Annotated in this window: 22 protein-coding genes; 11 read left to right on the top strand and 11 right to left on the bottom strand. The window is 60.1% G+C overall.

Annotated elements, in window-relative coordinates:
- Window positions 1–42: 42 nt before the first annotated feature.
- From NLK58_RS19230 to NLK58_RS19245, 4 genes are all read left to right on the top strand, one after another.
- On the top strand, window positions 43–279 hold the full coding sequence (locus NLK58_RS19230) for a hypothetical protein (RefSeq protein WP_341582829.1): 237 nt from the start codon (window positions 43–45) through the stop codon (window positions 277–279).
- A complete protein-coding gene (locus NLK58_RS19235) occupies window positions 276–1607 on the top strand; it encodes a diguanylate cyclase domain-containing protein (protein WP_341581498.1) in 1332 nt (443 codons plus the stop codon). The genes NLK58_RS19230 and NLK58_RS19235 overlap by 4 nt, the downstream gene beginning before the upstream one ends.
- 166 nt (window positions 1608–1773) lie before the next feature.
- Window positions 1774–3138, top strand: coding sequence for a glutamine synthetase family protein (locus NLK58_RS19240; RefSeq protein ID WP_341581499.1), 1365 nt, complete (start codon window positions 1774–1776; stop codon window positions 3136–3138).
- Between the two features lie 144 nt (window positions 3139–3282).
- Window positions 3283–4566, top strand: coding sequence for an FAD-binding oxidoreductase (locus NLK58_RS19245; protein WP_341581500.1), 1284 nt, complete (start codon window positions 3283–3285; stop codon window positions 4564–4566).
- A 1-nt stretch (window position 4567) separates the two neighbouring features.
- Here the strand turns inward: NLK58_RS19245 and NLK58_RS19250 are convergent, their stop codons facing one another.
- A complete protein-coding gene (locus tag NLK58_RS19250; RefSeq protein WP_227539352.1) occupies window positions 4568–4891 on the bottom strand; it encodes a gamma-glutamylcyclotransferase family protein in 324 nt (107 codons plus the stop codon).
- A 404-nt stretch (window positions 4892–5295) separates the two neighbouring features.
- Here NLK58_RS19250 and NLK58_RS19255 point away from each other — a divergent pair, with 404 nt between their 5' ends.
- Window positions 5296–6756, top strand: a complete 1461-nt coding sequence (locus NLK58_RS19255) for a hypothetical protein (RefSeq protein WP_341581501.1) — start codon at window positions 5296–5298, stop codon at window positions 6754–6756.
- 45 nt (window positions 6757–6801) lie between these two features.
- Here the strand turns inward: NLK58_RS19255 and NLK58_RS19260 are convergent, their stop codons facing one another.
- On the bottom strand, window positions 6802–8319 hold the full coding sequence (locus tag NLK58_RS19260; RefSeq protein WP_117619914.1) for an aldehyde dehydrogenase: 1518 nt from the start codon (window positions 8317–8319) through the stop codon (window positions 6802–6804).
- Between the two features lie 420 nt (window positions 8320–8739).
- On the opposite strand from NLK58_RS19260, the gene NLK58_RS19265 reads away from it, so the two are divergent.
- Window positions 8740–9231 carry a diguanylate cyclase domain-containing protein gene (locus NLK58_RS19265; protein ID WP_341581502.1) on the top strand — a complete coding sequence of 164 codons (492 nt, stop codon included), beginning with the start codon at window positions 8740–8742 and terminating at the stop codon, window positions 9229–9231.
- Here NLK58_RS19265 and NLK58_RS19270 read toward each other — a convergent pair.
- From NLK58_RS19270 to NLK58_RS19290, 5 genes are all read right to left on the bottom strand, one after another.
- Entirely contained in the window at window positions 9173–9910 is a 738-nt protein-coding gene (locus NLK58_RS19270) for an SGNH/GDSL hydrolase family protein (protein ID WP_117619916.1), read from the bottom strand. The two genes, NLK58_RS19265 and NLK58_RS19270, sit on opposite strands and share 59 nt — an antisense overlap.
- A gap of 282 nt (window positions 9911–10192) precedes the next feature.
- Window positions 10193–10981: a HipA domain-containing protein gene (locus NLK58_RS19275; protein ID WP_341581503.1), complete on the bottom strand. Its 789-nt coding sequence runs from the start codon at window positions 10979–10981 to the stop codon at window positions 10193–10195.
- Window positions 10941–11249 (bottom strand): hypothetical protein, encoded by a 309-nt coding sequence (locus NLK58_RS19280; RefSeq protein WP_341581504.1) that lies wholly within the window; start codon window positions 11247–11249, stop codon window positions 10941–10943. The genes NLK58_RS19275 and NLK58_RS19280 overlap by 41 nt, the downstream gene beginning before the upstream one ends.
- On the bottom strand, window positions 11246–11488 hold the full coding sequence (locus NLK58_RS19285) for a transcriptional regulator (RefSeq protein ID WP_341581505.1): 243 nt from the start codon (window positions 11486–11488) through the stop codon (window positions 11246–11248). The genes NLK58_RS19280 and NLK58_RS19285 overlap by 4 nt, the downstream gene beginning before the upstream one ends.
- 200 nt (window positions 11489–11688) lie before the next feature.
- Window positions 11689–12156, bottom strand: coding sequence for a gamma-glutamylcyclotransferase family protein (locus NLK58_RS19290; RefSeq protein ID WP_341581506.1), 468 nt, complete (start codon window positions 12154–12156; stop codon window positions 11689–11691).
- Between the two features lie 192 nt (window positions 12157–12348).
- Here NLK58_RS19290 and NLK58_RS19295 point away from each other — a divergent pair, with 192 nt between their 5' ends.
- Window positions 12349–13020, top strand: coding sequence for an SDR family oxidoreductase (locus NLK58_RS19295; RefSeq protein ID WP_341581507.1), 672 nt, complete (start codon window positions 12349–12351; stop codon window positions 13018–13020).
- 62 nt (window positions 13021–13082) lie between these two features.
- Here NLK58_RS19295 and NLK58_RS19300 read toward each other — a convergent pair whose 3' ends face one another.
- Window positions 13083–14090: an AraC family transcriptional regulator ligand-binding domain-containing protein gene (locus tag NLK58_RS19300; protein WP_341581508.1), complete on the bottom strand. Its 1008-nt coding sequence runs from the start codon at window positions 14088–14090 to the stop codon at window positions 13083–13085.
- Window positions 14091–14180: 90 nt separating this feature from the next.
- Between NLK58_RS19300 and NLK58_RS19305 the strand changes: the two genes are divergently transcribed.
- Both NLK58_RS19305 and NLK58_RS19310 read left to right on the top strand, forming a co-directional pair.
- Window positions 14181–15803 (top strand): FAD-dependent oxidoreductase, encoded by a 1623-nt coding sequence (locus NLK58_RS19305; protein ID WP_341581509.1) that lies wholly within the window; start codon window positions 14181–14183, stop codon window positions 15801–15803.
- A 73-nt stretch (window positions 15804–15876) separates the two neighbouring features.
- Window positions 15877–17535 (top strand): acetolactate synthase large subunit, encoded by a 1659-nt coding sequence (locus tag NLK58_RS19310; RefSeq protein WP_341581510.1) that lies wholly within the window; start codon window positions 15877–15879, stop codon window positions 17533–17535.
- 62 nt (window positions 17536–17597) lie between these two features.
- On the opposite strand, the gene NLK58_RS19315 is transcribed toward NLK58_RS19310, so the two are convergent.
- From NLK58_RS19315 to NLK58_RS19325, 3 genes are read right to left on the bottom strand one after another with little or no spacing between them, the layout of a single operon-like run.
- A complete protein-coding gene (locus NLK58_RS19315; protein WP_341581511.1) occupies window positions 17598–18215 on the bottom strand; it encodes a TPM domain-containing protein in 618 nt (205 codons plus the stop codon).
- Between the two features lie 60 nt (window positions 18216–18275).
- Entirely contained in the window at window positions 18276–19043 is a 768-nt protein-coding gene (locus NLK58_RS19320) for a TPM domain-containing protein (protein ID WP_341581512.1), read from the bottom strand.
- Entirely contained in the window at window positions 19043–19660 is a 618-nt protein-coding gene (locus tag NLK58_RS19325; RefSeq protein WP_376788058.1) for a LemA family protein, read from the bottom strand. Before NLK58_RS19325 ends, NLK58_RS19320 begins: the two co-directional genes overlap by 1 nt.
- 268 nt (window positions 19661–19928) lie before the next feature.
- Between NLK58_RS19325 and NLK58_RS19330 the strand changes: the two genes are divergently transcribed.
- Window positions 19929–21200 carry an MFS transporter gene (locus tag NLK58_RS19330; RefSeq protein WP_341581513.1) on the top strand — a complete coding sequence of 424 codons (1272 nt, stop codon included), beginning with the start codon at window positions 19929–19931 and terminating at the stop codon, window positions 21198–21200.
- Between the two features lie 263 nt (window positions 21201–21463).
- Window positions 21464–23131 (top strand): NAD(P)-binding protein, encoded by a 1668-nt coding sequence (locus NLK58_RS19335; RefSeq protein ID WP_341581514.1) that lies wholly within the window; start codon window positions 21464–21466, stop codon window positions 23129–23131.
- The last annotated feature ends 1 nt before the right edge of the window (window position 23132 follow it).

Below are 23132 nucleotides of genomic sequence, written 5' to 3' on the forward strand. Positions count from 1 at the left end.
ACTGCTACTATGTATCAGTCCAATATCCATGCCGAGCACGCAATGAATGGTTCAGACTCTCTCCAAACCCTCCTGGAAGTCATTCCGGATGCCCGCGACGGCCTCACCCGAACAGAGCGCATCATTCTGCATGTACTGCATGAAACCCAGCGGGAACTGAACGACCGCAATGTACCAACCGCCATGTTGTATGGGCGGGTGCTGGAGTATGTGGATATGAGCGAAGCGGAGCTTCACGTCTATCTTGACCGGCTGGGAGTGAAGGGAGACGGTTTGTGAGTATCGATTTCAAAGCTCTCTATCCAAAGCTGATCAATCTGTTGTTGGATACGGTCTTCGTGGTCGATGAATTCGGACATATCGTGTTTGTCAGTGATGCCTGCGAGCAGCTGCTTGGTTATTCCGCCAACGAGATGATCGACACCCGGATTCTGAATTACATCCACCCTGACGACCTGGATCGCACTCTTGTAGCTATCGGCAATGTGATGAGTGGCCAGTCCCACACGGATTTCGAGAATCGTTACCTGCACAAAGATGGCAGCGTTGTTCAAATCCTTTGGTCCGCACGCTGGTCTGAGCAAGATCGCCTGAGGATTGCTGTGGCGCGAAATGTTACCGCACTGCGGCAGGCAGACCAGACCCGGAACGCGTTGTACCGAATTTCCGAAGCGGCCCACGCGGCAGAAACGCTCCGTGCGCTGTGCGACGGTGTGCGCGAGGTGATCGGCGAGCTTTTCCCGGAATCTGATCTGTGCCTCGGGTTTTACGACGCTGCCGGGAGCCTGCTCAGCGTTCCGGACTGGATCGCCGGACGATCCGGTAGCTGGATTGAGAAGCCTGTGGAATCAGGGACTGCCATTGCCGATGTCATCAACGCGGGGCAGGCTCTGCTGGCTTCCCGTGATCCCGCTCGGCAGGGGGTGGGGCTCAATGACCTGACACAACCTGAAGGTGCCAATTGGTTAGGTGTGCCCCTGATATCCCGGGACGCTGTTCTTGGTGTATTGGTCATTGAAAGTCCGTCACCAGGCACGCGCTATCGCGAAGCGGATCAGGCGTTGCTGCAGTTCGTGGCGACGCAGCTTGCGACGGTGGTTGAGCGTAAACGGGCGGAAGAACGTCTGCGGTTCATGGCTCACCACGACGCGTTGACCGGTTTGACCAACCGCTCGCTATTCTACGACCGCCTGGAAACCGCCCTGCGGTCGGCCAACAGGAACGAAGGCCGGCTGGCCTTGCTGTACCTCGATGTAGATGATTTCAAGCGCATCAACGACACCGGTGGCCATGAGGCCGGGGACCAGCTGCTTGTGGAAATCGCCCGCCGTCTGGAAGATTGCACGAGGGAGACGGATACAGTTGCGCGTATGGGTGGCGATGAATTCACGGTGCTGTTGACTGATGTTCATGGCCGTGACTCGGTCGAGACGGCTGTTGCCAAGGTCTATGAACTGACGGCGCTGCCCATGAATCTTGAAGGACAGACTTTTCATATCTCATGCAGCATCGGTACGGCTCTTTACCCGGAGGACGGAATGACGGCCAGGGAATTACTCAGCAAGGCCGACGCGAATATGTATTTGGGAAAAAGGCATGCGCACTAGCCGCTGCTTTCATGGGGGGGCTCCCTGGAACGACCGTGAATATCACCGCCTGATACGGTATATGCCTATCTTGCAAAGTGCTCCGAAAAACCGGATAAAGGAGCGTTAAGCCCCCTGTGCCGGCCCCTCGCCACAGGCCTGTTAGAGTTTGTGGAAGGTTTTTCCTATGGGTTCTGGTTTTGCGAGCGCTGAGGCGTTCCTTCAGGCGCATCCCGAGCTGCAGTTTGTTGACCTGCTGATTCCGGATATGAATGGCATTGTTCGTGGCAAGCGGGTGGATCCGTCTGCGCTGGCTAAGGTGTTTCAGCGGGGCGTAGCCATGCCGGCCTCGATCTTTGCACTGAACATCCAGGGCACCACCGTGGAAGAAACCGGCCTGGGCCTGGATATCGGCGAAGCGGACCGCGTGTGTCTGCCCATTGGGGGCACTCTCACCATGGAGCCCTGGCAGAAACGGCCGACAGCCCAGCTTTTGCTGACCATGTTCGAGCTGAACCGCGAAACGTCGTTTTTTGCCGATCCGCGGGTAGTGCTGAAGAATATCGTCAAACGCTTCGGGGAACTGGGGCTGACACCGGTTGCCGCCTTTGAGCTGGAGTTCTACCTGATTGATCAGGAGAACCTGGCGGGCCGTCCCCAGCCGCCGAAGTCGCCCATCTCCGGAAAACGCCCGGCGGGTACCCAGGCCTATTCCATTGATGATCTCGATGAATACGCAGAATTCCTGGCAGATGTGCTGGATGCGGCCCACGAGCAGGAGTTGCCTGCGGATGCACTGGTGGCGGAATCCGCCCCCGGCCAGTTTGAGGTAAACCTGCATTACGTGGACGACGCCGTGCGTGCCTGCGACCACGCCACTCTGCTCAAGCGCCTGATCAAGAACATGGCATACGACCATGAGATGGACACCACCTTCATGGCCAAGCCTTATCACAATCAGGCGGGCAGCGGCATGCACCTGCATGTAAGCCTGGTTGATGGGGACGGGCGCAACGTGTTCGCAGGTGACGCCGAGCAACCCAACGACCTGCTTCGCTGGGCGGTCGGGGGCCTGGTAGCCACCATGAACGATGCCATGGCGCTGTTCTGCCCCAACATCAATTCCTACCGCCGGTTCAGTCCGGAGTATTATGTGCCCAGTGCGGCTACCTGGGGTGTGGACAACCGCACCGCGTCACTGAGACTGCCGGGTGGTGATCCCGGCGCCCTGCGCATTGAACACCGCGTAGCCGGTGCCGACGCCAACCCCTACCTGTTGATGGCAGCGGTGCTGGCGGGCATCCATTATGGCATCTCCAACCAGATCGAGCCGCCGCCGGTCACGGTGGGTAACGCCCACGAGCAGCACGAAGCGACGCTGGTAAACAACCTGCGGGATGCCTTGCGGGAGCTGGGACAGTCAGCGGTGATGGCCGACTATCTCGGCAGCCAGTTCCTGGATGTGTTCGTGGCCTGCAAGGAGCATGAGCTGAATGAGTTCGAGATGACTATCTCCGATCTCGAATATCTCTGGTACCTGCACACGGTTTAATGGTTTCCCGGAGTTGATCTGCGGCGCTTGTCGGGCGCCAGCCACACCGGTTTCATATTGGGCTGGCCGGCATAGACTTTCCTCCGGCGAGCACCGTTGCCGCCGGTTACCAAACTCTTCCATCACCCTGTCTGGCGCCACATAATGATCCAGTATCCCCCAGTTCCTTCCTATTACACCGCCTCCGCCAATCCGGCCCCTGTGCGCCCGGCTCTGCGGGGATCGTGTGAGGCGGATGTCTGCGTAGTCGGCGCCGGTTATACCGGCCTGTCCACGGCGCTGTTCCTGGCGGAAGCCGGTTTCAGGGTGGTGGTCCTTGAAGCCGCAACGGTTGGCTGGGGCGCGTCGGGTCGCAATGGCGGTCAGATCGTAAACAGCTTCAGCCGCGATCTGGACAGCATCGAACGGCAGACCACTGAAGACCACCTGAAGCTGCTGGCCGAAATGGCCTTCGAGGGCAGCCAGATTATCCGCCAGAGGGTGAAGAGTTACGGTATTCGTTGCGACTTGAAAGAGGGGGGCATTTTTGCGGCTCTTAATCCAGGACAGTTCAGACATCTGGAGTCCCAACAGGCGCTTTGGCGCCGATTCGGCTATAAGGAACTGGAGCTGCTGGATCGCGACGCCATTCGTGCACGGGTTGGCAGCGAGCGCTATGTGGGCGGTGCCATCGACCACACCGGTGGCCATATTCACCCACTGAACCTGGCGCTGGGAGAGGCGGCGGCACTGGAGTCCCGGGGAGGTGTTATTTATCAGCACTCAGCGGTTACCGGGATTCTTCCGGGGAAAACGGCAACGGTTAAAACCGAACACGGTGAGGTCAGGGCACAGTATGTCGTGCTGGCCGGCAACGCGTACCTGGGGGGGCTGGTGCCCGAACTTGAGGCCAAGTCCATGCCTTGCGGTTCCCAGATCATTGCCACCGAGCCGTTGGACGATGCGCTGGCCAGGAAGCTGTTACCTCAGGACAACTGCGTGGAAGACTGCAACTATCTGCTGGATTACTTCCGACTGTCTGGCGACAAACGCCTCATTTACGGCGGTGGTGTGGTGTATGGCGCCCGAGCCCCGGACAACATCGAACGGCTGATTCGACCCAACATGCTGAAAACGTTTCCGGAACTGGCGAACGTGATGATCGATTACGCCTGGACCGGCAACTTCCTGCTTACGCTCTCACGCCTACCCCAGCTCGGCCGCCTGTACGACAACGTGTTCTATTCCCAGGGCTGCTCAGGCCATGGTGTCACCTTCACTCACGTGGCCGGAAAGGCTTTGGCCCTGGCCATCCAGGGCCAGATTGAACGCTTTGATGCCTTTGCCAGCCTGCCGCATTACCCGTTCCCGGGTGGGCGCGCCCTCCGGGTGCCTTTAACGGCAATGGGGGCCTGGTACTACGCGTTGCGGGACAGGTTGGGGGTTTGAGTCATCGAGCCGTTCGAGAATTGCTGTAAATGGACAGCTCGCGCCCATGCCGTTCAGGTTTGGGGTCGTCAATGGACTCCACGGCTTCATTTTCATCGTAACCAAACCCCAGCGCCTCATGCCGATCCAGGTCAGGTTTTTCTGCGTCGACAATCTCGTAAACCACACCTATCACAAGATCGTCCGGGTTGCCGGTTTCTTCCGCGTCGCATTTGGCGGAGCCATCCCCGGCAGATTTATGGAAGCGAAGCCGATGGGCGGGTAACCCTGCCACAGCCACGAACCGGGCCGATGGAACCCGGGCCTGGAGCCGTCGTTGTGACATGTTGGAGCCGTAGCTGAAGCAGAGCATGGGGCCAGGTTAATCTCCGGTATCCGGGAGCGGTCTCCGGAAAACTGTGAAACCGCTCTCGCTTTATCAACGTTTAAATTTGTAATCAGGCACCGCGCCTGTCGTTCATGGCGCTGAGCCAGAATGTAATCGTGATGCATAAAAATACAGTAAAACAATACCTTATGATCCGCAATCCGGGCTCCGCGCTGTAACCTTCCATCACAACGTGTATCCCTCCGTAAGCGTCAATTTCCTGACGGGCCTGCTCCGGAAAATCCGGAACTGCGCCACATATAACCGAAAACCGCCGCTGTAAGATTCGCTCAAATTCGTCAAACAAGTGGTGCAAAAAGATGTCATATTGCGGCAAAAAATTAACGAAGCAAGGACTGCTGATGTTACCTGCGGTCATTCTGCTTTCGGGCTGCGGTCTGGACATTTCCAGTGACGAAGACAACACCTCGACACAGTCTTCGGCCACGGCTGAGCCGACAGTCCAGATTGCCGGCGCAGCGATGAAGGGCGTCATCCAGCAGGGGCTGGTTGTTGCCAATCGCCTGATTTCCGACAAAGACGGCTATTACGTGCCACAGCGCCAGGCGGCCAAGCCGGTGTTGACTGCAGACGATGGTAGTTACGAGTGGCAGCTCCGGGGCAAGGCCGAAGGCTGGGCCCTGGTTGAACTTACGGCTGATGGCGGCACCCGCATGATCTGCGATGTTGTGCCCCAGTGCGATCAGGCTGGCGGTGACCCGGTGGCTTTCGGCCAGACCATGCCGCTGGACAGCGACTTCAGCTTACTGGGCGCGGGTGATCTGCGCATGGAAACGGTAAACCTCACTCCGCTGACTCATCTGGCGGTTACCCTGGCGGAGCGCAGTGCTGAAGGTCTTTCACCGACCGCGATCTCCAGTGCCTACACCACAGTGGAAAACTGGTTCGGCCTTCCGGCCGGCGCTCTGCGCCTGACCCCGCCGGACCTGACCAACCTGGATGACATGACCGGCGTAGCCGCCGACGCCATTCAGGTTGCGATTGCCAATGCGGCATTCCTGGCTCTGGTGAACGACAACGCCCAGTGGAATTCGATTTCTGATGTACTGGGCGACGTGACCTCACAGGTCAGTGCCACCGGCCAGATCAGCGTGATGGGGGACGGTACCAACGTGGCGCTGGCGGACCTTGTCAGCGCCGCGGCACTGCAGTCTTCCGAGCTCCAGGCCATGGTGGATTCAAGCGTCATCAGCCAGAAACTGGTGGTTGTTGAGTACCGCAACGTGCAGCGCTTCAAAACGATTGCCGATGTTAACGAAGACAACGACACCAGTGTTGCCGACAGTGGTGACACGACCACCGACACAACAAACGACAGTTCTGCAAGTACGGACCAGACGGCTGCAGGCGGCGGGGATACGGCGGCTGATACCAGTACGGAAACCACAACGGATAACACTGAAGAGCATGTCGCCGGAACGACCGAACCGGATACCACTGTAGACGGCAGCACCGGTGATACAGTTGCCGATACCGGAACCACCACCGGAGCCAGCGAGCCTCCGGCTACTGAGACCACGCCCGAGGAAACCATTCCGGCGAATACGGCCCTGTTGAGCTGGACTGCGCCCCTGACCCGCGAGAACGGCGAGAGCCTTGCCATGGGCGAGATCGCAGGCTTCGAGGTGGTCTATGGCACAAGCGCTGAAAACCTGGACCAGAGTCTGGCGATTGGTGATGCCTCTGTAGACGAGTTGCTGGTAGACGAACTTACCGGGGGAACCTGGTACTTCGCTATCCGAACCCTGGACACTGATGGTAACCGCAGCCGTCTGTCCGATGTTGTTTACAAGCAGATCTGATTCATGGCTCACCACGACGCGTTGACCGGTTTGAGCAACCGCTCGCTATTCAATCACCAGCCAGGTGGCCTTGATTTCAGTGTATTTGTCGAAGGCGTGCAGGGACTTGTCGCGGCCGTTGCCGGACTGTTTGAAGCCGCCAAAGGGCGCGGTCATGTCGCCGCCGTCGTAATGGTTGATCCAGACGCTGCCGGCCCGAAGCGCCTTGGCGACCTTGTGGGCGGTGTTGATGTTGGACGTCCACACCGCTGCGGCCAGGCCGTAGATGGAGTCGTTGGCAATGTTGATGGCTTCTTCGGCGGTCGTGAACCCGATCACCGACAGTACCGGCCCGAAGATTTCCTCCGAGGCGATGCGCATACCGTTTTTCACCCCATCAAATACCGCAGGCTGAACGAACAGGCCACCGGTCTCTTCCATCACCTGTTTACCGCCTTCCACCAGGGTTGCCCCTTCGGACTGGCCGATACCGACGTACTCAATGATGCGATCCAACTGGGCCTGGTCAACGATGGCACCGCAGGTCGTCGCCGGATCCAGGGGATGGCCGGGGCGCCAGGTTTTCAGGGCCTCCCGGATCAGGCCAATGAACCCGGCGCGGATGCTTTCTTCAACCAGCAGCCTGCTGCCGGCGGTGCACACTTCGCCCTGGTTGAAGGCTATGGCGCTGGCGGCTTCGGCGGCGGCTTTCTTCAGGTCCGGCGCGTCTGCAAAGACGATGTTCGGGCTTTTGCCGCCGGCCTCCAGCCACACCCGTTTCATGTTGGACTGGCCGGCATGGATCATCAGCTGCTTGGCCACGTTGGTGGAGCCGGTGAACACCAGGCAATCTACGTCCATATGCAGGGCCAGGGCCTTGCCCACGGTGTGGCCATAGCCGGGCAGCACGTTGAACACGCCGGCGGGAATACCCGCTTCCTCCGCCAGGGCCGCCAGACGAATAGCGGTGAGCGGGGATTTCTCGGAGGGCTTGAGGATGACCGAGTTACCGGTGGCCAGGGCCGGGGCAATCTTCCAGGAGGCCATGATCATCGGAAAGTTCCAGGGCACGATGGCGGCCACCACCCCCATGGGCTCCCGGGAAATCATGCCGATCTGGTCGTGGGGCGTGGCTGCCAGTTCGCCATAGACCTTGTCGATAGCCTCGGCGGTCCAGCGGATCGCGCGCACGGTAGCCGGCACATCCACGGTTCGGGCGTGGCCGATGGGCTTGCCCATGTCCAGTGTTTCCAGCAGGGCCAGTTCATCCGCGTGTGCGTCGATCAGGTCCGCAAACCGAAGCAGAGTGGCCTTGCGCCTGGTGGGTGCCAGGCGGCTCCAGACGCCGCTTTCGAAGGCCTCTCTGGCGCCAGCAACGGCAAGCCCGGCATCGGCCTGGCCGCAACTGGCGATTTGGGTCAGCTCGCGCCCGTCTACCGGACTGATGCAGGCAAAGGTTTCGCCATCGCTTGCCCACCGGTAAGAGCCGTTTACATAGGCTCGGCTTTCAATTGTGAGTTGATCTGCCAGGGCCTGCCATCCGGCCTGGTCGGTGGGTGTGGTGGTAGTTTTGGGATGATTCATGGCCGTCTCACAGGCAGGGGAGTTGGCCAATCATAGCAGCACTTCCCCGGGTGATCGCGGCTTCAGATATAGGTAGAAGAACGTGTCTTCCCGAACGTCTGGTCCTGGCATAGACGTGCGTCGGCGGCTGTTTTCGGCCGCCGCCTTACTGCTATTCCCAGGGCTGCTCTGGCTACGGCGTCACCTTCACCCATGTGGCGCGGGCAAGGCCCTCGCGCTGGCGATTCAGGGTCAGGCTGAACGCTTTGACGCCCTCGCCAGCCTGCTGCTATGTACCAGTCTGAATTGCGTGGCCAGTAAATAATGTCTGGCTTTTATCACGGCACCGGCCGACATTGATGCCCGGTATCGGTTGTCATGGCACCGGATTAGACTATAGTCAGCGGGAGATCTTTCTTCAGGAATCAGGACCATCTTGCCGTGACGTTCCCGCTAAACGAAGTTGAACCGGCCGACATCCACCTGCTTACGGGCATGTTGGATACCATGGCCGATCATGTGTTTAGCCTGCGCGCAGAGGCGGGTCGGTATCGGCTGATCTATTGCAATAAGGCAATGGACCGGTTCATGAACCAGGCAGACGCCATGCTCTGTGGGCGGTTCCTCGACGAAATCGTGCCGGACCGGGACCTGTACCAGCGGATCGCTGATAATTACGCCCGCGCACGGATCGCCGGCCATATGATTCGCTATGAGGAAACCACGGAAGGTTTCGATTCCGCGCCGCTGACCATCTTTGAGACCAGTATTTCACCCCTTACTATTCGCTTTTCCTCAGGCCTCGCAACCGCCCCGGAGCATGGATTCAGCCCGGATGAGCTCATCGATGCCGCCGACAATGCACTTTACCGGGCTAAAGCCTCGGGGCGGGATCAGCTTCAGATGCCTGGGCAGCCAGAGCCTCGGCAATGAACTGGTAGCCCCTGGGCCCCGGGTGATAACCGTCTCGGGCAAGCAGTTCCGGGTCTGAAATCGTGGGGTAGCTTCGGTAAACAAAGTCTTCCGGATATTGCCGGGCAAGCTGGCGGTACAGGCTGTCCAGTTGCCTCGCGCGCCAGCCTATCACATAGCGCAGCGGCGCAGGCAGCGCCGTGAACAGGTGCATTGGCGGAACACTGAGCAACTGCAGCGGCCCGGGGTAGCGTGAAGCCAGTAACTTGCGAAGTGCCCGCAATTGGTTGCGGAACCGGTAACGGGGCGTAAAGCCGGTTGTGTCGTTCACGCCCATGCTCAGCAGCACCACATCGGCTTCTGGCAGTTCAGCGTCTGCATCCTCAACCGCGTGAATCAGCGCGCTAAGACGAATACCGTTGATGCCGAAAGTGTGCCAGGCGATTGTCTCGCCGGAACGTTCGTGGAGTCTATGTGCCAACTGACTGGCCAGACCCTCGTCGTGGGTTTCAACCCCGACACCGGCGGCCGTGGATTCGCCAATGACCAGGATCCGCTTACCGGGTGTGCCTTTACCGTATTGGCCTGAAGGCGAGCCCCCGGCTTCCGGGAGCCGCGGTGTGTTGCGCCGCGCCTGTTTGCCCTGGTAGAGCAACACCGGGAAAAGCAGGGCGGTGGTCAGCCAGAAGGGAAGGTGCATGGTTTGGTGTCCCGAGCCAATTAAGGGCAAAGTGTACAGGCGTTTCAGAAAGATCAGGAGCTGAGTATGACGGATAAAAAGACCGCTGTAATTACCGGTGCCAACCGTGGCATCGGCCTTGAACTTGCAGAATCGAGGGGCTTAGCCTGGAGAATACCGGGTCCTTCTGGCGCAGCAACGGTGAAGAGCTGCCCTGGTAAACTGACGGCAATGGGCCTGGTATTATGCGTTGCGGGACAGGTTGGGGGGTTGAATGCCCCCGGGTTGCCACCGAAAGGCGCGTTAACGAGTTTCTATTCTGAAATCATTCTCCAGTGCCTGCCAGTGAGCAATCAGTATGTTTTTTTGAGCAGCCGCCATTGGTAACTCTTGAAGGGCATTCGGCCACAAGGTCCGGGCTTTTTCCAAAGTGTCGTCCAGATGGGGCTTGATAACCCGCCAGGGTATCCCGGATTTTTCTGCCCAGTTTCGGAAATGCTCCATGGTCGCAGAGTACCAACGTTTGTTTTTCCCCAGATTGAGCGCAAACTCACTCTCATTCTCGATGTAAACGCGGGTTGTGACGATGTCATAGGCCGGTGAAAGTCGGGGCGTGACCTGATCAGGGTAGGTCAGGCTCCAGTTTTTCAGATGGGCATCGCCGTTGGCGAGCAGGATATTCACCAACAGTCTACGGGCAAATTGTTGGGCGTCTGCAAGGCCATCGCCGGAGTAGTCGTAAACCACCCTACCGATCTGCTCATAGTTCGCCGAGTTGTATTTTTCGTGGGGGTACTTCACGAGGATCTGGGCGAAGTCCTCCATATGCACGCGCCTGTTTCCATCCCGGTCAAACCGCCTGATCGCAAATGCCTGCTTTTCCTCCGGCAGATTAATGGGCGGAAGGTTGTCGAGTTTATCAAGATCCACCAGCTTTATGTCCGGTATATCGATTCCGGCCAGGGATGCCAGGCTCATTGCCGTGTATTCGTTAAGGGGAACGTGGCTGTGCTTGGTCGAAGGTGTTTTGATAATCCAGTCGCCCAGTTCGTTACTCTTTGTCAGTTTGTAGCGACCTTCCTTTTCCTTCATGGAAAATTTCATCTGGACGCCCGCCAGCGAGAACCTGTTTTCGAATCTGGGTTTTTCGAACTTCACGGCCTTCGCTTTTCCGTGGGTCGATAAAACGCTGTCTGGAATGTCCTCCGGGTCCATGGGAGTGGCGATCCCTGTCTTTTTTGAATTCCTCCGCAAAACTCAGGACGTTACGGCCAGTGCTGAAACCAGCCAGATAGCCCACCAGTCGTCCGTGAAGAGTCAGCTCGAGCACCTTCACGTCGCCGTCTGCCGCATTGCTCATTGATCGTCCTCCAGCAAGCCTCGCCAGGGATCGTCTGAGAGGGAGCGTTCTGTTTCAGATGAGCGGCTGTTGTGAGGAGAGTGGTCGATGCTCTTATCCTCGAGGACGGCCCTGACTGCCTCCAGCTTTTCCTGGGGAACCAACATGAGTTCGCTTTTTAGGCCCATGGCAATCAACTCAAGCGTATCGAGCCTTGGGTTACCCTTGGACTCCAGACGCTGGTATTGTTGGCGCGACATACCGACACACATCATCATGTCGTGCTGTTTAAGTCCCAGGTTCAATCGACGTTGCTTGATTTGGTCCAGTAGTGAAGTCATACGGAAACGTATCAGTTGCCTTTTTGAGTGATAGCAACATATTCGCTTCTTTTTCCTATGTTGGCAACATAAAAGTTGCTAATTGTCGATAGCAAACCGGAAGTGTGGTGAATAGCAACTCATACGTTGCTGTAAATCGACAGCTCGCGCCCATGCCGTTCGGGTTTTGGGTCGTCAATGGAATCGACGGCTTCGATCTGCGAGATGTACTCAGCCGGCAGTTCGTTTTCCCTGGCGCCGGTGAGGACGTGGTCTTTGTACCATTGGAAGGGCTTTAATGCCTTATTGATGCGCGTGGCGTAATACGTCCAGGCGTGGAGTCTTCCGCTCCCGGTAAATAGCTCCACCTGCTTTTCATCGTAGCCAAACCCCAAAGCCTCATGTCGATCAAGGTCAGGCTTTTCTGCATCGGCAATCTCGTAAACCACACCGATCACCCGATCGTCCGGATTGCCGGTTTCCTCTGCATCGCATTTGGCAGAGCCATCCCCGGCCGATTTATGGAAGCAAAGCCGGTGGGCCGGTAACTCTGCTACAGCTACAAACCGGGCCGACGGAATCCGGGCCCGGAGTCTCCGTTTTGACATGTTGGAGCCGTAGCTGAAGCAGAGCATTGAGCCTCTTTAATTTACCATCCTGGAAATTTATTGCGGGGAGTGCGGGCCCACTTCATGCTTACTTCGGGCCCAACCCTGCCCCTCAAAATAACACACTTTCAACGCACCAAGCCTGTAGTCAATAATGGGCTGCATCGCTATCTCTAGATCAGGAGGGTGTTTATGACAGATCACAAAACTGCGGTCATTACAGGGGCCAATCGTGGCATTGGCCTTGAGCTGGCGCGCCATTATGCGCGCGAGGGCTGGAATGTTATTGGCGTTTGCAGGCAAACGTCAGACGAGCTTTCTGGCGTCGCGGCGAAAGTCATCGACAACATCGATGTCACCACTGACAGCGGTATCTCGAAACTGAAGAACGAGCTGGCCGGGCAAACCATTGATCTGCTGATCAACAACGCCGGCCTGCTACAGGATGAGAAGCTGGGCAGCATCGACTTCGATTCCATCCGGACCCAGATGGAAATCAACGCCTATGCGCCGTTGCGGGTGGCCGAGGCCTTGGTCTCGCAGATCCCTTCCGGCGGCAAGATTGCCAACATCACCAGCCGCATGGGATCTATTGCGGATAACGATTCCGGTGGGCGCTACGGTTACCGCGCTTCAAAAGCGGCATTGAACGCCTTTGGCAAATCCCTCGCCATGGATCTGAAGCCCCGGGGGATCGCGGTGGCGCAGTTGCACCCCGGGTATGTGCAAACCCGCATGGTGAATTTCGGCGGGCTGATCACACCCGAGGAATCAGCCAAGGGTCTGGCAGCCAGGATTGAAGGCCTGAGCCTGGAGAACACCGGCTCCTTCTGGCACAGCAATGGTGAAGAGCTGCCCTGGTAACGGCGCATTAGCCGCTACCCGTCGCTTCAGTTGCCGCCCATATCGGCAAAATACGCGGATTGTCACCGAAGCATGGCTTTGCGCCAGCGCACCGGGGGCAGTCCGGTCCAGCGCTTGAAGGCGCGGTAAAAGGTACTGACTTCGGCAAAGCCCAGGGCTTCGGCAACTTTGGGTAGAGAGGCGCTGGGATCTGCCACGGCCTGCAGTGCCTTTTCACGGCGCACTTCGTCCAGCAGGGCATCGAACGTCTGCTCCTGTTCCTGCAGCCGCCGCGCCAGAGTCCGTTCGCTGATACCTAACGCCTCGGCTGCTTCGGCCCGACGAGGAAGGCTCGGGCCCAGACGGGCCATCAGCCATCTCCGTATCTCCGGCACAGAAGCGCTGTTAATGGAAAGCGCGGTAAGTCGGGCGGTGGTGTAGCGTTCGTGCACCTGCGCGAGTTCCGGATCGGCCTGGGGCAGAGGCTGGTCCAGAACGGCATTGTCGACCAGCACACCGCTGAACGCCTGCTCGAATTCCACCGGGCAGTTAAACGCGGCCTGGTATCCCGCCAGGGGCCCGAGCCGGGGCTGGCTGAACTGGACCCGTGAAGGCTGCATGCGGGTACCGGTTACCCAGCTGGCGAAGCCGACCACCGCGGCCAGCACCGCTTCAATCTGATGCGGACTGAAAGCCAGCTTCCCCTGCCGGGGATGGTAAACCAGCCAGGTGGCGGAATGGCCTGCCAGGATCTGGAAACGCCCGCCGTCGGAGATCAGCCGCTGGAAGCGCTGCCCCATCACAATGGCTTCGCGCAGAGTAGCGGCAGACTGGAGTGCAAAGCCCACACCACTGATGCTCATCGGGGTGAACTCCGCCCCGACTTTCAAACCAAAACCGGGATCGCCGGTGCAACGCTCCGCCGCGTGCCAGAGCCGGGTGATGTCATCAATGGGCCAGCGTTCCCGGGTACCGGCCGCCTCCGGAATACCGGCGGTTGTCAGCAACGTACCTTCATCCACAGACAGCCTTTGCGCCGCCGCGATAACGGTATTCACCCAGCCAATGGAAACTGTGGCCTCTAAAGTCAATTTTGCTGGCCTCTAATGTCAATTTTAAAGCCATGGTACCGGTATATCTTTAAAGCTGACAACTCATTGCTACCGAATCGGATGCGCACTATGGCCAAGGTAATTTCCTCAGACATTCTGGTGGTCGGCGGAGGGCTGGCCGGACTTGTCACGGCCCTCGAAGCTCTGCGAGCCGGGAAATCAGTGACCCTGGCGGACCGGGATACGGCCGAACGAATGGGTGGCCTGGCACTGTGGGCTTTTGGCGGCATGATGCTGGTGGGCACGCCCCTGCAGAAACGCATGAAGATTGCAGATACGCCGGAGATTGCCCTGGGTGACTGGCTCAGCTTTGGTGAGCTGGCGCCGGATGATGAATGGCCCCTGCAATGGGCACGCTACTACGTGGAGCATTCCCGCTCAGAGGTTTATGACTGGCTGGGCAATGAAGGCATCAAATTCCTGCCGGCCGTGAACTGGGTGGAGCGTGGCCGCTTCGGTGATGGCAACCGTTTGCCCCGTTACCATGTGATCTGGGGCACTGCCCGGGAACTGGTCCGCTGCCTGCTGGCGGCCCTGCACCGAGAAAACACTGGCGGCAAACTCACCCTGTTGCACCAGCATCGCATCACCGAACTGGAGCTTGAGACCGGCAGAGTGAGCGGCGCCCAGGCCATCAACGAGGCCACCGGTGAGGAAGTCCGCCTGGCCGCATCCGCAGTGGTACTGGCCACCGGCGGCATCAACGGCAGCCACAGGGAATGCCGCGCCAACTGGCCCAAGAATCGTCCCCAACCTACCGGCATGCTGAACGGTGCCCACCCCTTTGCGGATGGCCGCATGCACCACTGGGTGGCCGACACCCTCGGTGGCAGGATTACCCACGCCGGGGAGATGTGGAATTACGCGGCGGGCTTTGCGCATCCTTACCCCCACTTTCCCGGCCATGGGCTTTCCACCATCCCCTGCAAATCCGCCCTGTGGCTGAACCATCGGGGTGAGCGGATCGGCCCGGAACACCTGGTGACCGGATTTGATACCCACTGGTTATGTCAGCGAGTGGCGGAACAGGAAAAACCCTGGACCTGGCACCTGCTCAACTGGCGCATTGCCGCCAGGGAATTCGCCATCTCCGGCGCCGAGCACAATGCCCGGATACGGGACAAGCAATTCCCCTTGTTCGTGAAAGAACTGCTGCTGGGCAACCACGCACTGGTGCGCCAGATGCAGCGTGAAAGCCGTGATTTCCTGGTGGCGGATAACCTGTCCGACCTGGCCGGCAAGATGAACGCGCTGACCTGTTCCCATGACATCAATCCGGCCACGCTCCAGGCCACCGCGGATGCCTTCGATGCCAACTTCACCGCTGGCACCAGTCTCCATAACGACCCACAGATCCGGATGATCCAGCACGCCCGGGAATGGAAGCCGGACCGCCTGCGCACCTGTAAACCGGCCCCGTTGCAAAAGCCCGGTGCCGGGCCCTACATTGCTATCCGCATGCAACTGATCACCCGCAAGAGCCTGGGCGGGCTTCAGACCGATCTGCAAAGCCGCGTCCTCAATGCTCAGGGAGCGCCCGTCGAGGGCCTGTACTGTGTAGGAGAAGCGGCAGGCTTTGGCGGCGGTGGCGCCAATGGTAAACGCTCGCTGGAAGGCACTTTTCTGCCCGGCTGCATCATGACGGCCCGGGCAGCGGTGCGCTCCATTGTGACCGGAGGCTCAAGCCCCTGAACCCGAAGCTGACCCCAATGGCACAATCGGCCAGACCCTTAATAATTGAATTCCTAAAGCTTGGAGAATAACAATGACAAACGGCGCACAAGCCCTGATGAGAACCCTGGTGGATGCCGGTGTGGAAGTCTGCTTCAGCAACCCCGGCACCAGTGAAATGCATTTTGTGGCGGCTCTGGACGATGAGCCCAGGATGCGTGCCGTACTCGCCCTGTTTGAAGGCGTCGCCACCGGCGCGGCAGACGGATACGCCCGCATGGCGGACAAGCCCGCCGCCACACTGCTGCACTTGGGTTGTGGGCTTGGCAACGGGCTGGCCAATCTCCACAACGCCCGCAAGGGCAAGGTGCCGGTGGTCAACATTGTTGGCGACCACGCCACCTACCACGTGAAATACGACGCCCAACTGCAGTCCGATATCGAGACCGTTGCCCGCAACGTCTCCCCCGGCTTTGTGCGCACCGCCAAGAGCACGGAAACCCTCTGCCAGGACGCCGCCGCGGCCATTGCCGCCGCACGCACCGCGCCCGGGCAGGTGGCCACCCTGATATTGCCGGCCGATGTTTCCTGGGGCGAGGGCGGTGTGCCCAGCGCACCCCTGGTGCCGCCCACACCGGAGCCGGCAGACGATGCCACGGTAGAGGTCATTGCCTCGGCCATCCGCTCCGGCAGGAAAACGGCCCTGCTGATGGGCGGCCATGCCTTGCGGGAACCAGGCATGCTGGCGGCAGCAAAGTTGGCCGCACACAATGGCGTTACCCTGCTGGCCGAAACCTTCCCTACCCGGATGGAACGGGGTGCCGGCCTGCCCTACATTGAGCGCCTTGCTTACCTGGCTGAGCTGGCTACGGTGCAACTGACGGATATTGAACACCTCATCCTGGTGGATGCCAAGGCCCCCGTCTCCTTCTTCGCCTACCCCGGCAAACAAAGTTACCTGGTGCCCGATACCTGCCAGGTGCACACCCTGGCGGCCCCGGATCAGGACATCACCGCAAGCCTGAACAAACTCAACGGCGTCCTCGGCGCCAGCCAGGCCGAACCGCGGCTACAAGCCGCCAAAAGACCGGACCGGCCGAGAGGAAAACTCACGGCAGAAAAAGTCTGTAAGGCGGTAGGCCACCTGATGCCCGACAACGCCATCATCGTGGATGAGGGCATCACCTCCAGCCTGATGCTCTCGGCAATGACTGCTGGCGCACCCCGCCATGACATGATCACCCTCACCGGCGGTGCCATCGGCCAGGGTCTGCCCAATGCCGTAGGTGCGGCCGTAGCCTGCCCGGACCGGCCGGTCATCGCCCTGATCGGCGATGGCACCGCCATGTATACCATCCAGGCCCTGTGGACCATGGCCCGGGAACAGCTGAACGTAACCTCCATCATCTTCAACAATGCGTCTTACTCAGTGCTGAACATTGAACTGGAGCGGGTAGGGGCAGAAGACGTCGGCATTAAGGCCAAATCCCAGCTGGACCTGCGAGGCCCCGTACTCAACTTTGCCGAAATGGCGCAGGGCATGGGCGTGCATGCGGTGCGGGTGGATACGGCGGAAGACATGGCAAAAGCCCTGGAATACGCCCGGAGCATGCCGGGGCCGCATCTGATCGAAGCCATGATTCCGGAGTCACTGAGCGGCGTGAAACGCAGGATACTGCCGTGGATGCTGCGCTCGTTGCCGAGCCTGCCGTTGTCGGTTTCCAGGGCGTTGAAGCGAAAACTGGCGCCGTGAGGTAGAAGCCTGGCACACCACTCCCCGCAGCCCGGAGTGGCATAGGGTGACCGCCGTTGTCGTTAGGGCAGGATGACCAGGTGATTGGGAAGTTCGTTGCGCTCATGGGTGGCCGGCAGGTGCTCTTTCAGGAGCTTGCCACAGGCAGCAATGCAGTCAAGGAATCCCTGCCGGGTCTCGCCCTGGCGCACCCTGGCGGTGAAGTCCGCCACGATGTCTTGCCATACCGAGTTGTCCAGAACGTCGGCAATGCCCTGATCCACCAGGATCTCCACATAGCGTTCCGCCTCCGAGACGAAGATCAGCATGCCGGTGGCGCCTTCGGTATGGTGCAGGCTCTGCTCCAGGAACTGCCGCCGCGCCAGGTTGGAGGCCCGCCAGTAACGCACCTGCCGGGGAATCAGACGGGTGTTGATACCGGGCATCCGGAACAGCAGGCTGAGCAGGATGAACGTACCCCACTGCACCAGCATCAGCATGTCGGCACCGAACCAGCCGCCGAAGTAATTGCCAGTACCCGGCACCAGCAACGCCAGGATGCCGGCCCAGAGCAGGGGAATATAGCTGTAGTTATCGGACTGGGCCGTCAGCACGGTGACCAGTTCGGCATCGGTTTCCCGTTCCACCTCATTGATGGCAGCAGTAACGGCTTCCTGATCGCTTTTGCTTAATAATGTCATGATTCTTTAATTCTCATTTTCAGGTGAGGGGATTCAGCGCGCTCGGTTATCAGTGCGGAGCTACCAGCCACCGGAGGCACCGCCGCCGCCGAAGCCGCCGCCACCGCCGCCAAAACCGCCACCACCGAAGCCGCCGCCATGGCCGCCACGGCCACCCATGGCGCCGCCCAGCAAAGCCGCGCCTAACAGGGCAGCGCCGCCGCGCCCGCCACGGCCGCCGCGACTGCCAATAAAGAACACCACCGCCATCATGATGATGAAGAGCAGCGCTACCAGGCCGGCCCTGGGCTTTTCCTGGACTGCAAGGGACTGCTGACCCTGGGGGACCGCCATGGGCTCGCCGCCGAGGACCTGAATCATGGCGGCGGCACCGTTGACGATACCGGCCTGGAAATCCCCCTGACGGAATGCCGGGGTGATCACGCGATTGATGATGACGGAGGAGTCAGCGTCGGTGAGCCGGCCTTCGAGGCCATAGCCCACCTCAATGCGGATTTGGCGTTCTTCCTTCGCCACGATCAGCAGGGCGCCATTATCCTCGCCCTCCTGACCGATACCCCACTGCCTGCCCAGCCGGTAGCCGAAATCCTCAATCGGAAAGCCCTGTAGGTCCGGCAAGGTGACCACCACTACCTGTTCAGTGCTGGCCTGCTCGTGGGCCTGAAGCATCTGGCTCAGGCGGGCTTCTACCTCAGGGGAAAGCATCTTCGCCTGGTCTACCACCCGGCCGGTCAGTTCGGGAAATTCCGGCGTTGACTGGGCCCAGATAGCAGCCGGTAGCAACAGCAGTAACGCCAATAGCATACTGTTTCGGAGCTGGGCAGCCATCAGAATTCCACCGCGGGCGCTTCATCCGCATTTTCCGTGGTGGCTTCGAAGTTGGCGCGGGGCTCCAGATCGCTATACAGGAGGCTGTGCCAGATCTTGCCCGGAAAGGTACGCAGTTCGGTGTTGTAGCGCTCCACCGCCTGGATGAAATCCCGGCGTGCGACGGCAATACGATTCTCCGTACCTTCAAGCTGGGACTGCAAGGCCAGGAAGTTCTGATTCGACTTCAGGTCCGGGTAACGTTCAGATACAGCCATCAGCCGGCTCAGGGCGCTGCTCAGTTCACCCTGGGCCTGCTGGAACTGCCGCAGCTTCTGGGGATTGTTGAGAATGCTCTCGTCCACCTGAATCGACGTCGCCCTGGAGCGCGCCTCAATCACCGCGGTCAGGGTTTCCTGCTCCTGGGCCGCGAAGCCCTTGACGGTTTCCACCAGGTTGGGAATCAGATCGGCGCGGCGCTGGTACTGGTTTTCCACCTGGGACCAGGCGGCGGTAACTTTCTCATCGTAAGTGGGGATGTTATTGATGCCACAGCCACTGAGAAACAACACCAGTGCCATCAGCGATGTCAACTGCCAGAAGGTCCGCGGTTGAAGCGGTTTGTGAAGGGTTGCCATAGTGCTCTGTCCCGATGGTGGTTGCATGAAATAGGGGAAGATGCCGGGCCCGCGGGCGGAGGCATCAAACTACCCCCTAATTGGGGACAGGGCCAGTGTTTTCAAGGTGATCAGCTTTTTGTGCACCTGCTGTATGGCGATTTCGTACAACAGCCCGGGCAAAAGGGCAGGGCTGGCCAATCGCTGAGGTTTGGCTGGCGGGCTCGTTGCAGTCTACGCTGACACGAATGAAGAGCGTTAACGGGCGTGGATGTTTTTCGGAGGTGGCATGAAGTTTCCCTCAAGCACGGTGTTTGCACTCTTGGGAGCGGCACTGATCGCGATCAGTTACGGGCTCGCACGCTTTGCTTTCGGCTTGTTTGTGCCCCCGATCCGTGCCGAACTCGAACTGGCGCCGGACGTGATTGGCTTCATCGGCGCACTGCCGCTGATCAGTTTCGTGCTCGCCACGATGGTTGCGCCGTTTGCCGCAGATCGTCTCGGTGCCCGCAACACGGCAGTGCTTTCCGGCGTTTTTGGTGCTGTCGGTCTGGCGCTGATCAGCCAGGCCTCTGGTGCTCTGTCCCTCGGCATCGGTGTGTTTGCCAGTGGCATCTGCACCGGCCTGATGATGCCGGCCCTCACGGCCGCCATGCAGGCCCTGGTGAAACGGTCCCTGCATGGGCGCGTTAGCGCGGTCATGAACGCGGGTACCAGCATTGGCGTCGCCATTGCCGTACCGGCGATTCTGTTTCTGGCCGGGGCCTGGCGTTATGCGTATGTATCCTTTGCCATCCTGGCGGTGATCGGGGTGTTTGCTACGTGGTTTTTCATCCCTTCAGTTTCGCGTGTCACGCCTTCGAACGCAGCGCCCCCGCCTCCGATCAGCGCCTTGCAGTGGTCGCGCCTGTTCCGGCTCTCGCTGTTTGCCTTCGGGATGGGCTTCGTCTCCGCGGCGTACTGGATTTTCGCGCCCGATCTGGTTGTCAGCCTCGGTGCCCTGCCGCCCGGCGCAACCGGCTGGCTGTGGCTGGCCGTTGGCATCGCCGGTCTCGGGGGTGCCGTGGTGGCCGACCTGGCTGATCGCAACAACCCGCCTATCACGCAGGCACTCATGCTGACGATGCTGTCCGCGAGCCTGGCATTGCTCGCCGCCAGCCCTGGTAATCTGGTGATCTCGGTATTCTCCGCTCTGGTCTTCGGCCTGGCTTATATGAGTCTGACGGGGCTCTATCTGATGACCGGCATCCGCCTGTTGCCGGGCAGGCTGTCTATGGGCCCGGTGCTGCCATTTATGGCTGTATCGCTCGGGCAGGCGGCCGGCTCGCCCCTGGTTGGCATGCTGGTGAATGAATTCGGTTACCCCGATGCGTTCGCCATGTTCTCCGTGACTGGCATTCTGGTGGCAATGCTGTCGCCACTCTATCCGCGCTACATTGAGCATGAGCCCGAGGAGGAAGCTGAGGACGAAACCGGACTCCAGGCGGCGTACGATTATCAGCTTCAGAACGAGGATGGTGAGCCGTTTAAATCTGTCGAGAATGAAGCCACAAACCCGTAGTCGAACACTGACACTGACAGGGGAGCCGGTTGATCGGGTCTGCGGTTGCGGCCTGCGCCTGGATATGACTTGACTGGGCAGTATTGGGCATGCTAACAAAAGATAGGCAGAGCAAGGGGATACAGAGTGGGAGAGTGCCGTTTCTATGATTGCGCACTGAGTGAAAAGCGGCTGTATACCGACCGCGTTTCTGCTGCTCATGGCTACGGCTTACCTGATGACGCCGCAAGACAGCCAGCTCCACTAGCTGAGGAGGGCGCAACATGCACAGCAAGGTTGTTGCGATGACCACGCGATCCTCCGATCTGACGCCGATCATCGACCTGGCAGCGGAGCCGGGTACCGGACCGACGCGCACGCGGCGGCCGGTCTACGTGGATCTTCTGCCTCCGTGCAACCAGGCCTGTCCGGCAGGGGAGAACATTCAGGCCTGGCTGGCCCATGCGCAGGCGGGCCGCTACCGCGAGGCATGGGAGACGCTGGTGCGGGACAACCCGCTGCCAGGCGTGCATGGACGGGTCTGTTATCATCCCTGCGAAACCGCCTGCAACCGCCGCGCGCTCGATAGTGCCATCTCGATCCACGCGGTCGAGCGTTTCCTTGGTGACCTGGCCGCGCAGGAAGGCTGGGCGTTGCCGGTCGATGCCGCGCCGAGCGGCAAGCGGGTGCTGATCGTCGGCGCCGGTCCAAGCGGCCTGTCGGCTGCGTATCAGCTCGCGCGCCGCGGCCATGCGGTTGAGATCCGGGAGGCCGGTCCGCTGCCTGGTGGCATGTTACATTTCGGCATTCCCGCGTACCGGCTGCCGCGCGCGGACCTGCTGCAGGAAGTGCAGCGGATCGAGGCCATGGGCGTCAGGATCGTCCTCGATCACAAGGTCGAGGACCTGCTGGCCGAGCAGGAAACCGGGGGCTTCGATGCGGTATTTGTCGCCATCGGGGCGCATGTTGCCAAACATGCGGACATCCCGGTACGCGATGCCGCCCGGGTGCTCGACGCGGTGAGTCTGCTGCACGAGGTCGGCGGTGGCGAGCGACCACAGCTTGGCCGGCGGGTGGTGATCTACGGCGGCGGCAATACCGCCATGGATGCCGCACGCACTGCCAGGCGCCTCGGCGCGGAAGAGACGCTGATCATCTACCACCGCGACCGCGCGCACATGCCGGCCCACGCCTTCGAGGCCGACGAGGCTCTCGAGGAAGGGGTCAGGATCCAATGGCTGACCAGTATCAAGGAGGTCGCGGGGCCGTCGCTCACCGTCGAGGTCATGGCGCTGGATGCGGCCGGTCGGCCGCAGCCGACGGGCCGTTTCGAGACCCTGCAGGCAGATGCCGTGGTGTTGGCCCTGGGGCAGCAGGCCGACAGCGGTTTCCTGCGCCGGATTCCAGGCATCGAATTCCAGCCCGACGGCACGGTCATGGTCGCCCCGAACATGATGACCGGTCGGCCCGGGATCTTCGCCGGCGGCGACCTGGTGCCGGGCGAGCGCACCGTAACGGCGGCGGTCGGGCATGGCAGGCAGGCGGCGCGGCACATCGATGCCTGGCTGTGCGGCACCACCTACCAGCCTGCCGAGAAGCACCCCGTCGTCTCCTTCGATCAACTGCACCTGCCGATCTACACTGATGCCGACCGCTCGGTGCAGCGAACACTGCCGCCGGAGGCCCGTGCGACCGGCTTTACTGAGGTGCAGGCCGGCCTGAGCGAAGCCGAGGCGATTTACGAAGCCCAGCGCTGCCTGTCTTGCGGCAACTGTTTCGAGTGTGACCAGTGCTACGCCGCCTGCCCGGAGCAGGCGATCGAAAAACTCGGGCCCGGCCGGCGTTACCGCTTCCTCTATGACCGCTGCACCGGCTGCGCAGTCTGCGTCGAAACCTGTCCATGCCATGCCATCGAGCTGATTCCCGAGCCGACCCAGACGGGGGGAACGTGAT

This window comes from Marinobacter metalliresistant (assembly GCF_038098645.1).
GTDB classification, from domain to species: domain Bacteria; phylum Pseudomonadota; class Gammaproteobacteria; order Pseudomonadales; family Oleiphilaceae; genus Marinobacter; species Marinobacter metalliresistant.

What these genes read in the sequence shown, in the direction of transcription:
- NLK58_RS19305 (WP_341581509.1), top strand. Translation starts at nt 14,181, where the DNA reads ATGGCCAAGGTAATTTCCTCAGACATTCTGGTGGTCGGCGGAGGGCTG.
- NLK58_RS19245 (WP_341581500.1), top strand. Translation starts at nt 3,283, where the DNA reads ATGATCCAGTATCCCCCAGTTCCTTCCTATTACACCGCCTCCGCCAAT.
- NLK58_RS19330 (WP_341581513.1), top strand. Translation starts at nt 19,929, where the DNA reads ATGAAGTTTCCCTCAAGCACGGTGTTTGCACTCTTGGGAGCGGCACTG.
- NLK58_RS19315 (WP_341581511.1), bottom strand. Translation starts at nt 18,215, where the DNA reads ATGACATTATTAAGCAAAAGCGATCAGGAAGCCGTTACTGCTGCCATC.
- NLK58_RS19285 (WP_341581505.1), bottom strand. Translation starts at nt 11,488, where the DNA reads ATGTCGCGCCAACAATACCAGCGTCTGGAGTCCAAGGGTAACCCAAGG.
- NLK58_RS19255 (WP_341581501.1), top strand. Translation starts at nt 5,296, where the DNA reads ATGTTACCTGCGGTCATTCTGCTTTCGGGCTGCGGTCTGGACATTTCC.
- NLK58_RS19260 (WP_117619914.1), bottom strand. Translation starts at nt 8,319, where the DNA reads ATGAATCATCCCAAAACTACCACCACACCCACCGACCAGGCCGGATGG.
- NLK58_RS19310 (WP_341581510.1), top strand. Translation starts at nt 15,877, where the DNA reads ATGACAAACGGCGCACAAGCCCTGATGAGAACCCTGGTGGATGCCGGT.
- NLK58_RS19290 (WP_341581506.1), bottom strand. Translation starts at nt 12,156, where the DNA reads ATGTCAAAACGGAGACTCCGGGCCCGGATTCCGTCGGCCCGGTTTGTA.
- NLK58_RS19270 (WP_117619916.1), bottom strand. Translation starts at nt 9,910, where the DNA reads ATGCACCTTCCCTTCTGGCTGACCACCGCCCTGCTTTTCCCGGTGTTG.
- NLK58_RS19325 (WP_376788058.1), bottom strand. Translation starts at nt 19,660, where the DNA reads ATGGCAACCCTTCACAAACCGCTTCAACCGCGGACCTTCTGGCAGTTG.
- NLK58_RS19295 (WP_341581507.1), top strand. Translation starts at nt 12,349, where the DNA reads ATGACAGATCACAAAACTGCGGTCATTACAGGGGCCAATCGTGGCATT.
- NLK58_RS19335 (WP_341581514.1), top strand. Translation starts at nt 21,464, where the DNA reads ATGCACAGCAAGGTTGTTGCGATGACCACGCGATCCTCCGATCTGACG.
- NLK58_RS19240 (WP_341581499.1), top strand. Translation starts at nt 1,774, where the DNA reads ATGGGTTCTGGTTTTGCGAGCGCTGAGGCGTTCCTTCAGGCGCATCCC.
- NLK58_RS19280 (WP_341581504.1), bottom strand. Translation starts at nt 11,249, where the DNA reads ATGAGCAATGCGGCAGACGGCGACGTGAAGGTGCTCGAGCTGACTCTT.
- NLK58_RS19275 (WP_341581503.1), bottom strand. Translation starts at nt 10,981, where the DNA reads ATGAAGGAAAAGGAAGGTCGCTACAAACTGACAAAGAGTAACGAACTG.
- NLK58_RS19250 (WP_227539352.1), bottom strand. Translation starts at nt 4,891, where the DNA reads ATGTCACAACGACGGCTCCAGGCCCGGGTTCCATCGGCCCGGTTCGTG.
- NLK58_RS19320 (WP_341581512.1), bottom strand. Translation starts at nt 19,043, where the DNA reads ATGGCTGCCCAGCTCCGAAACAGTATGCTATTGGCGTTACTGCTGTTG.
- NLK58_RS19230 (WP_341582829.1), top strand. Translation starts at nt 43, where the DNA reads ATGAATGGTTCAGACTCTCTCCAAACCCTCCTGGAAGTCATTCCGGAT.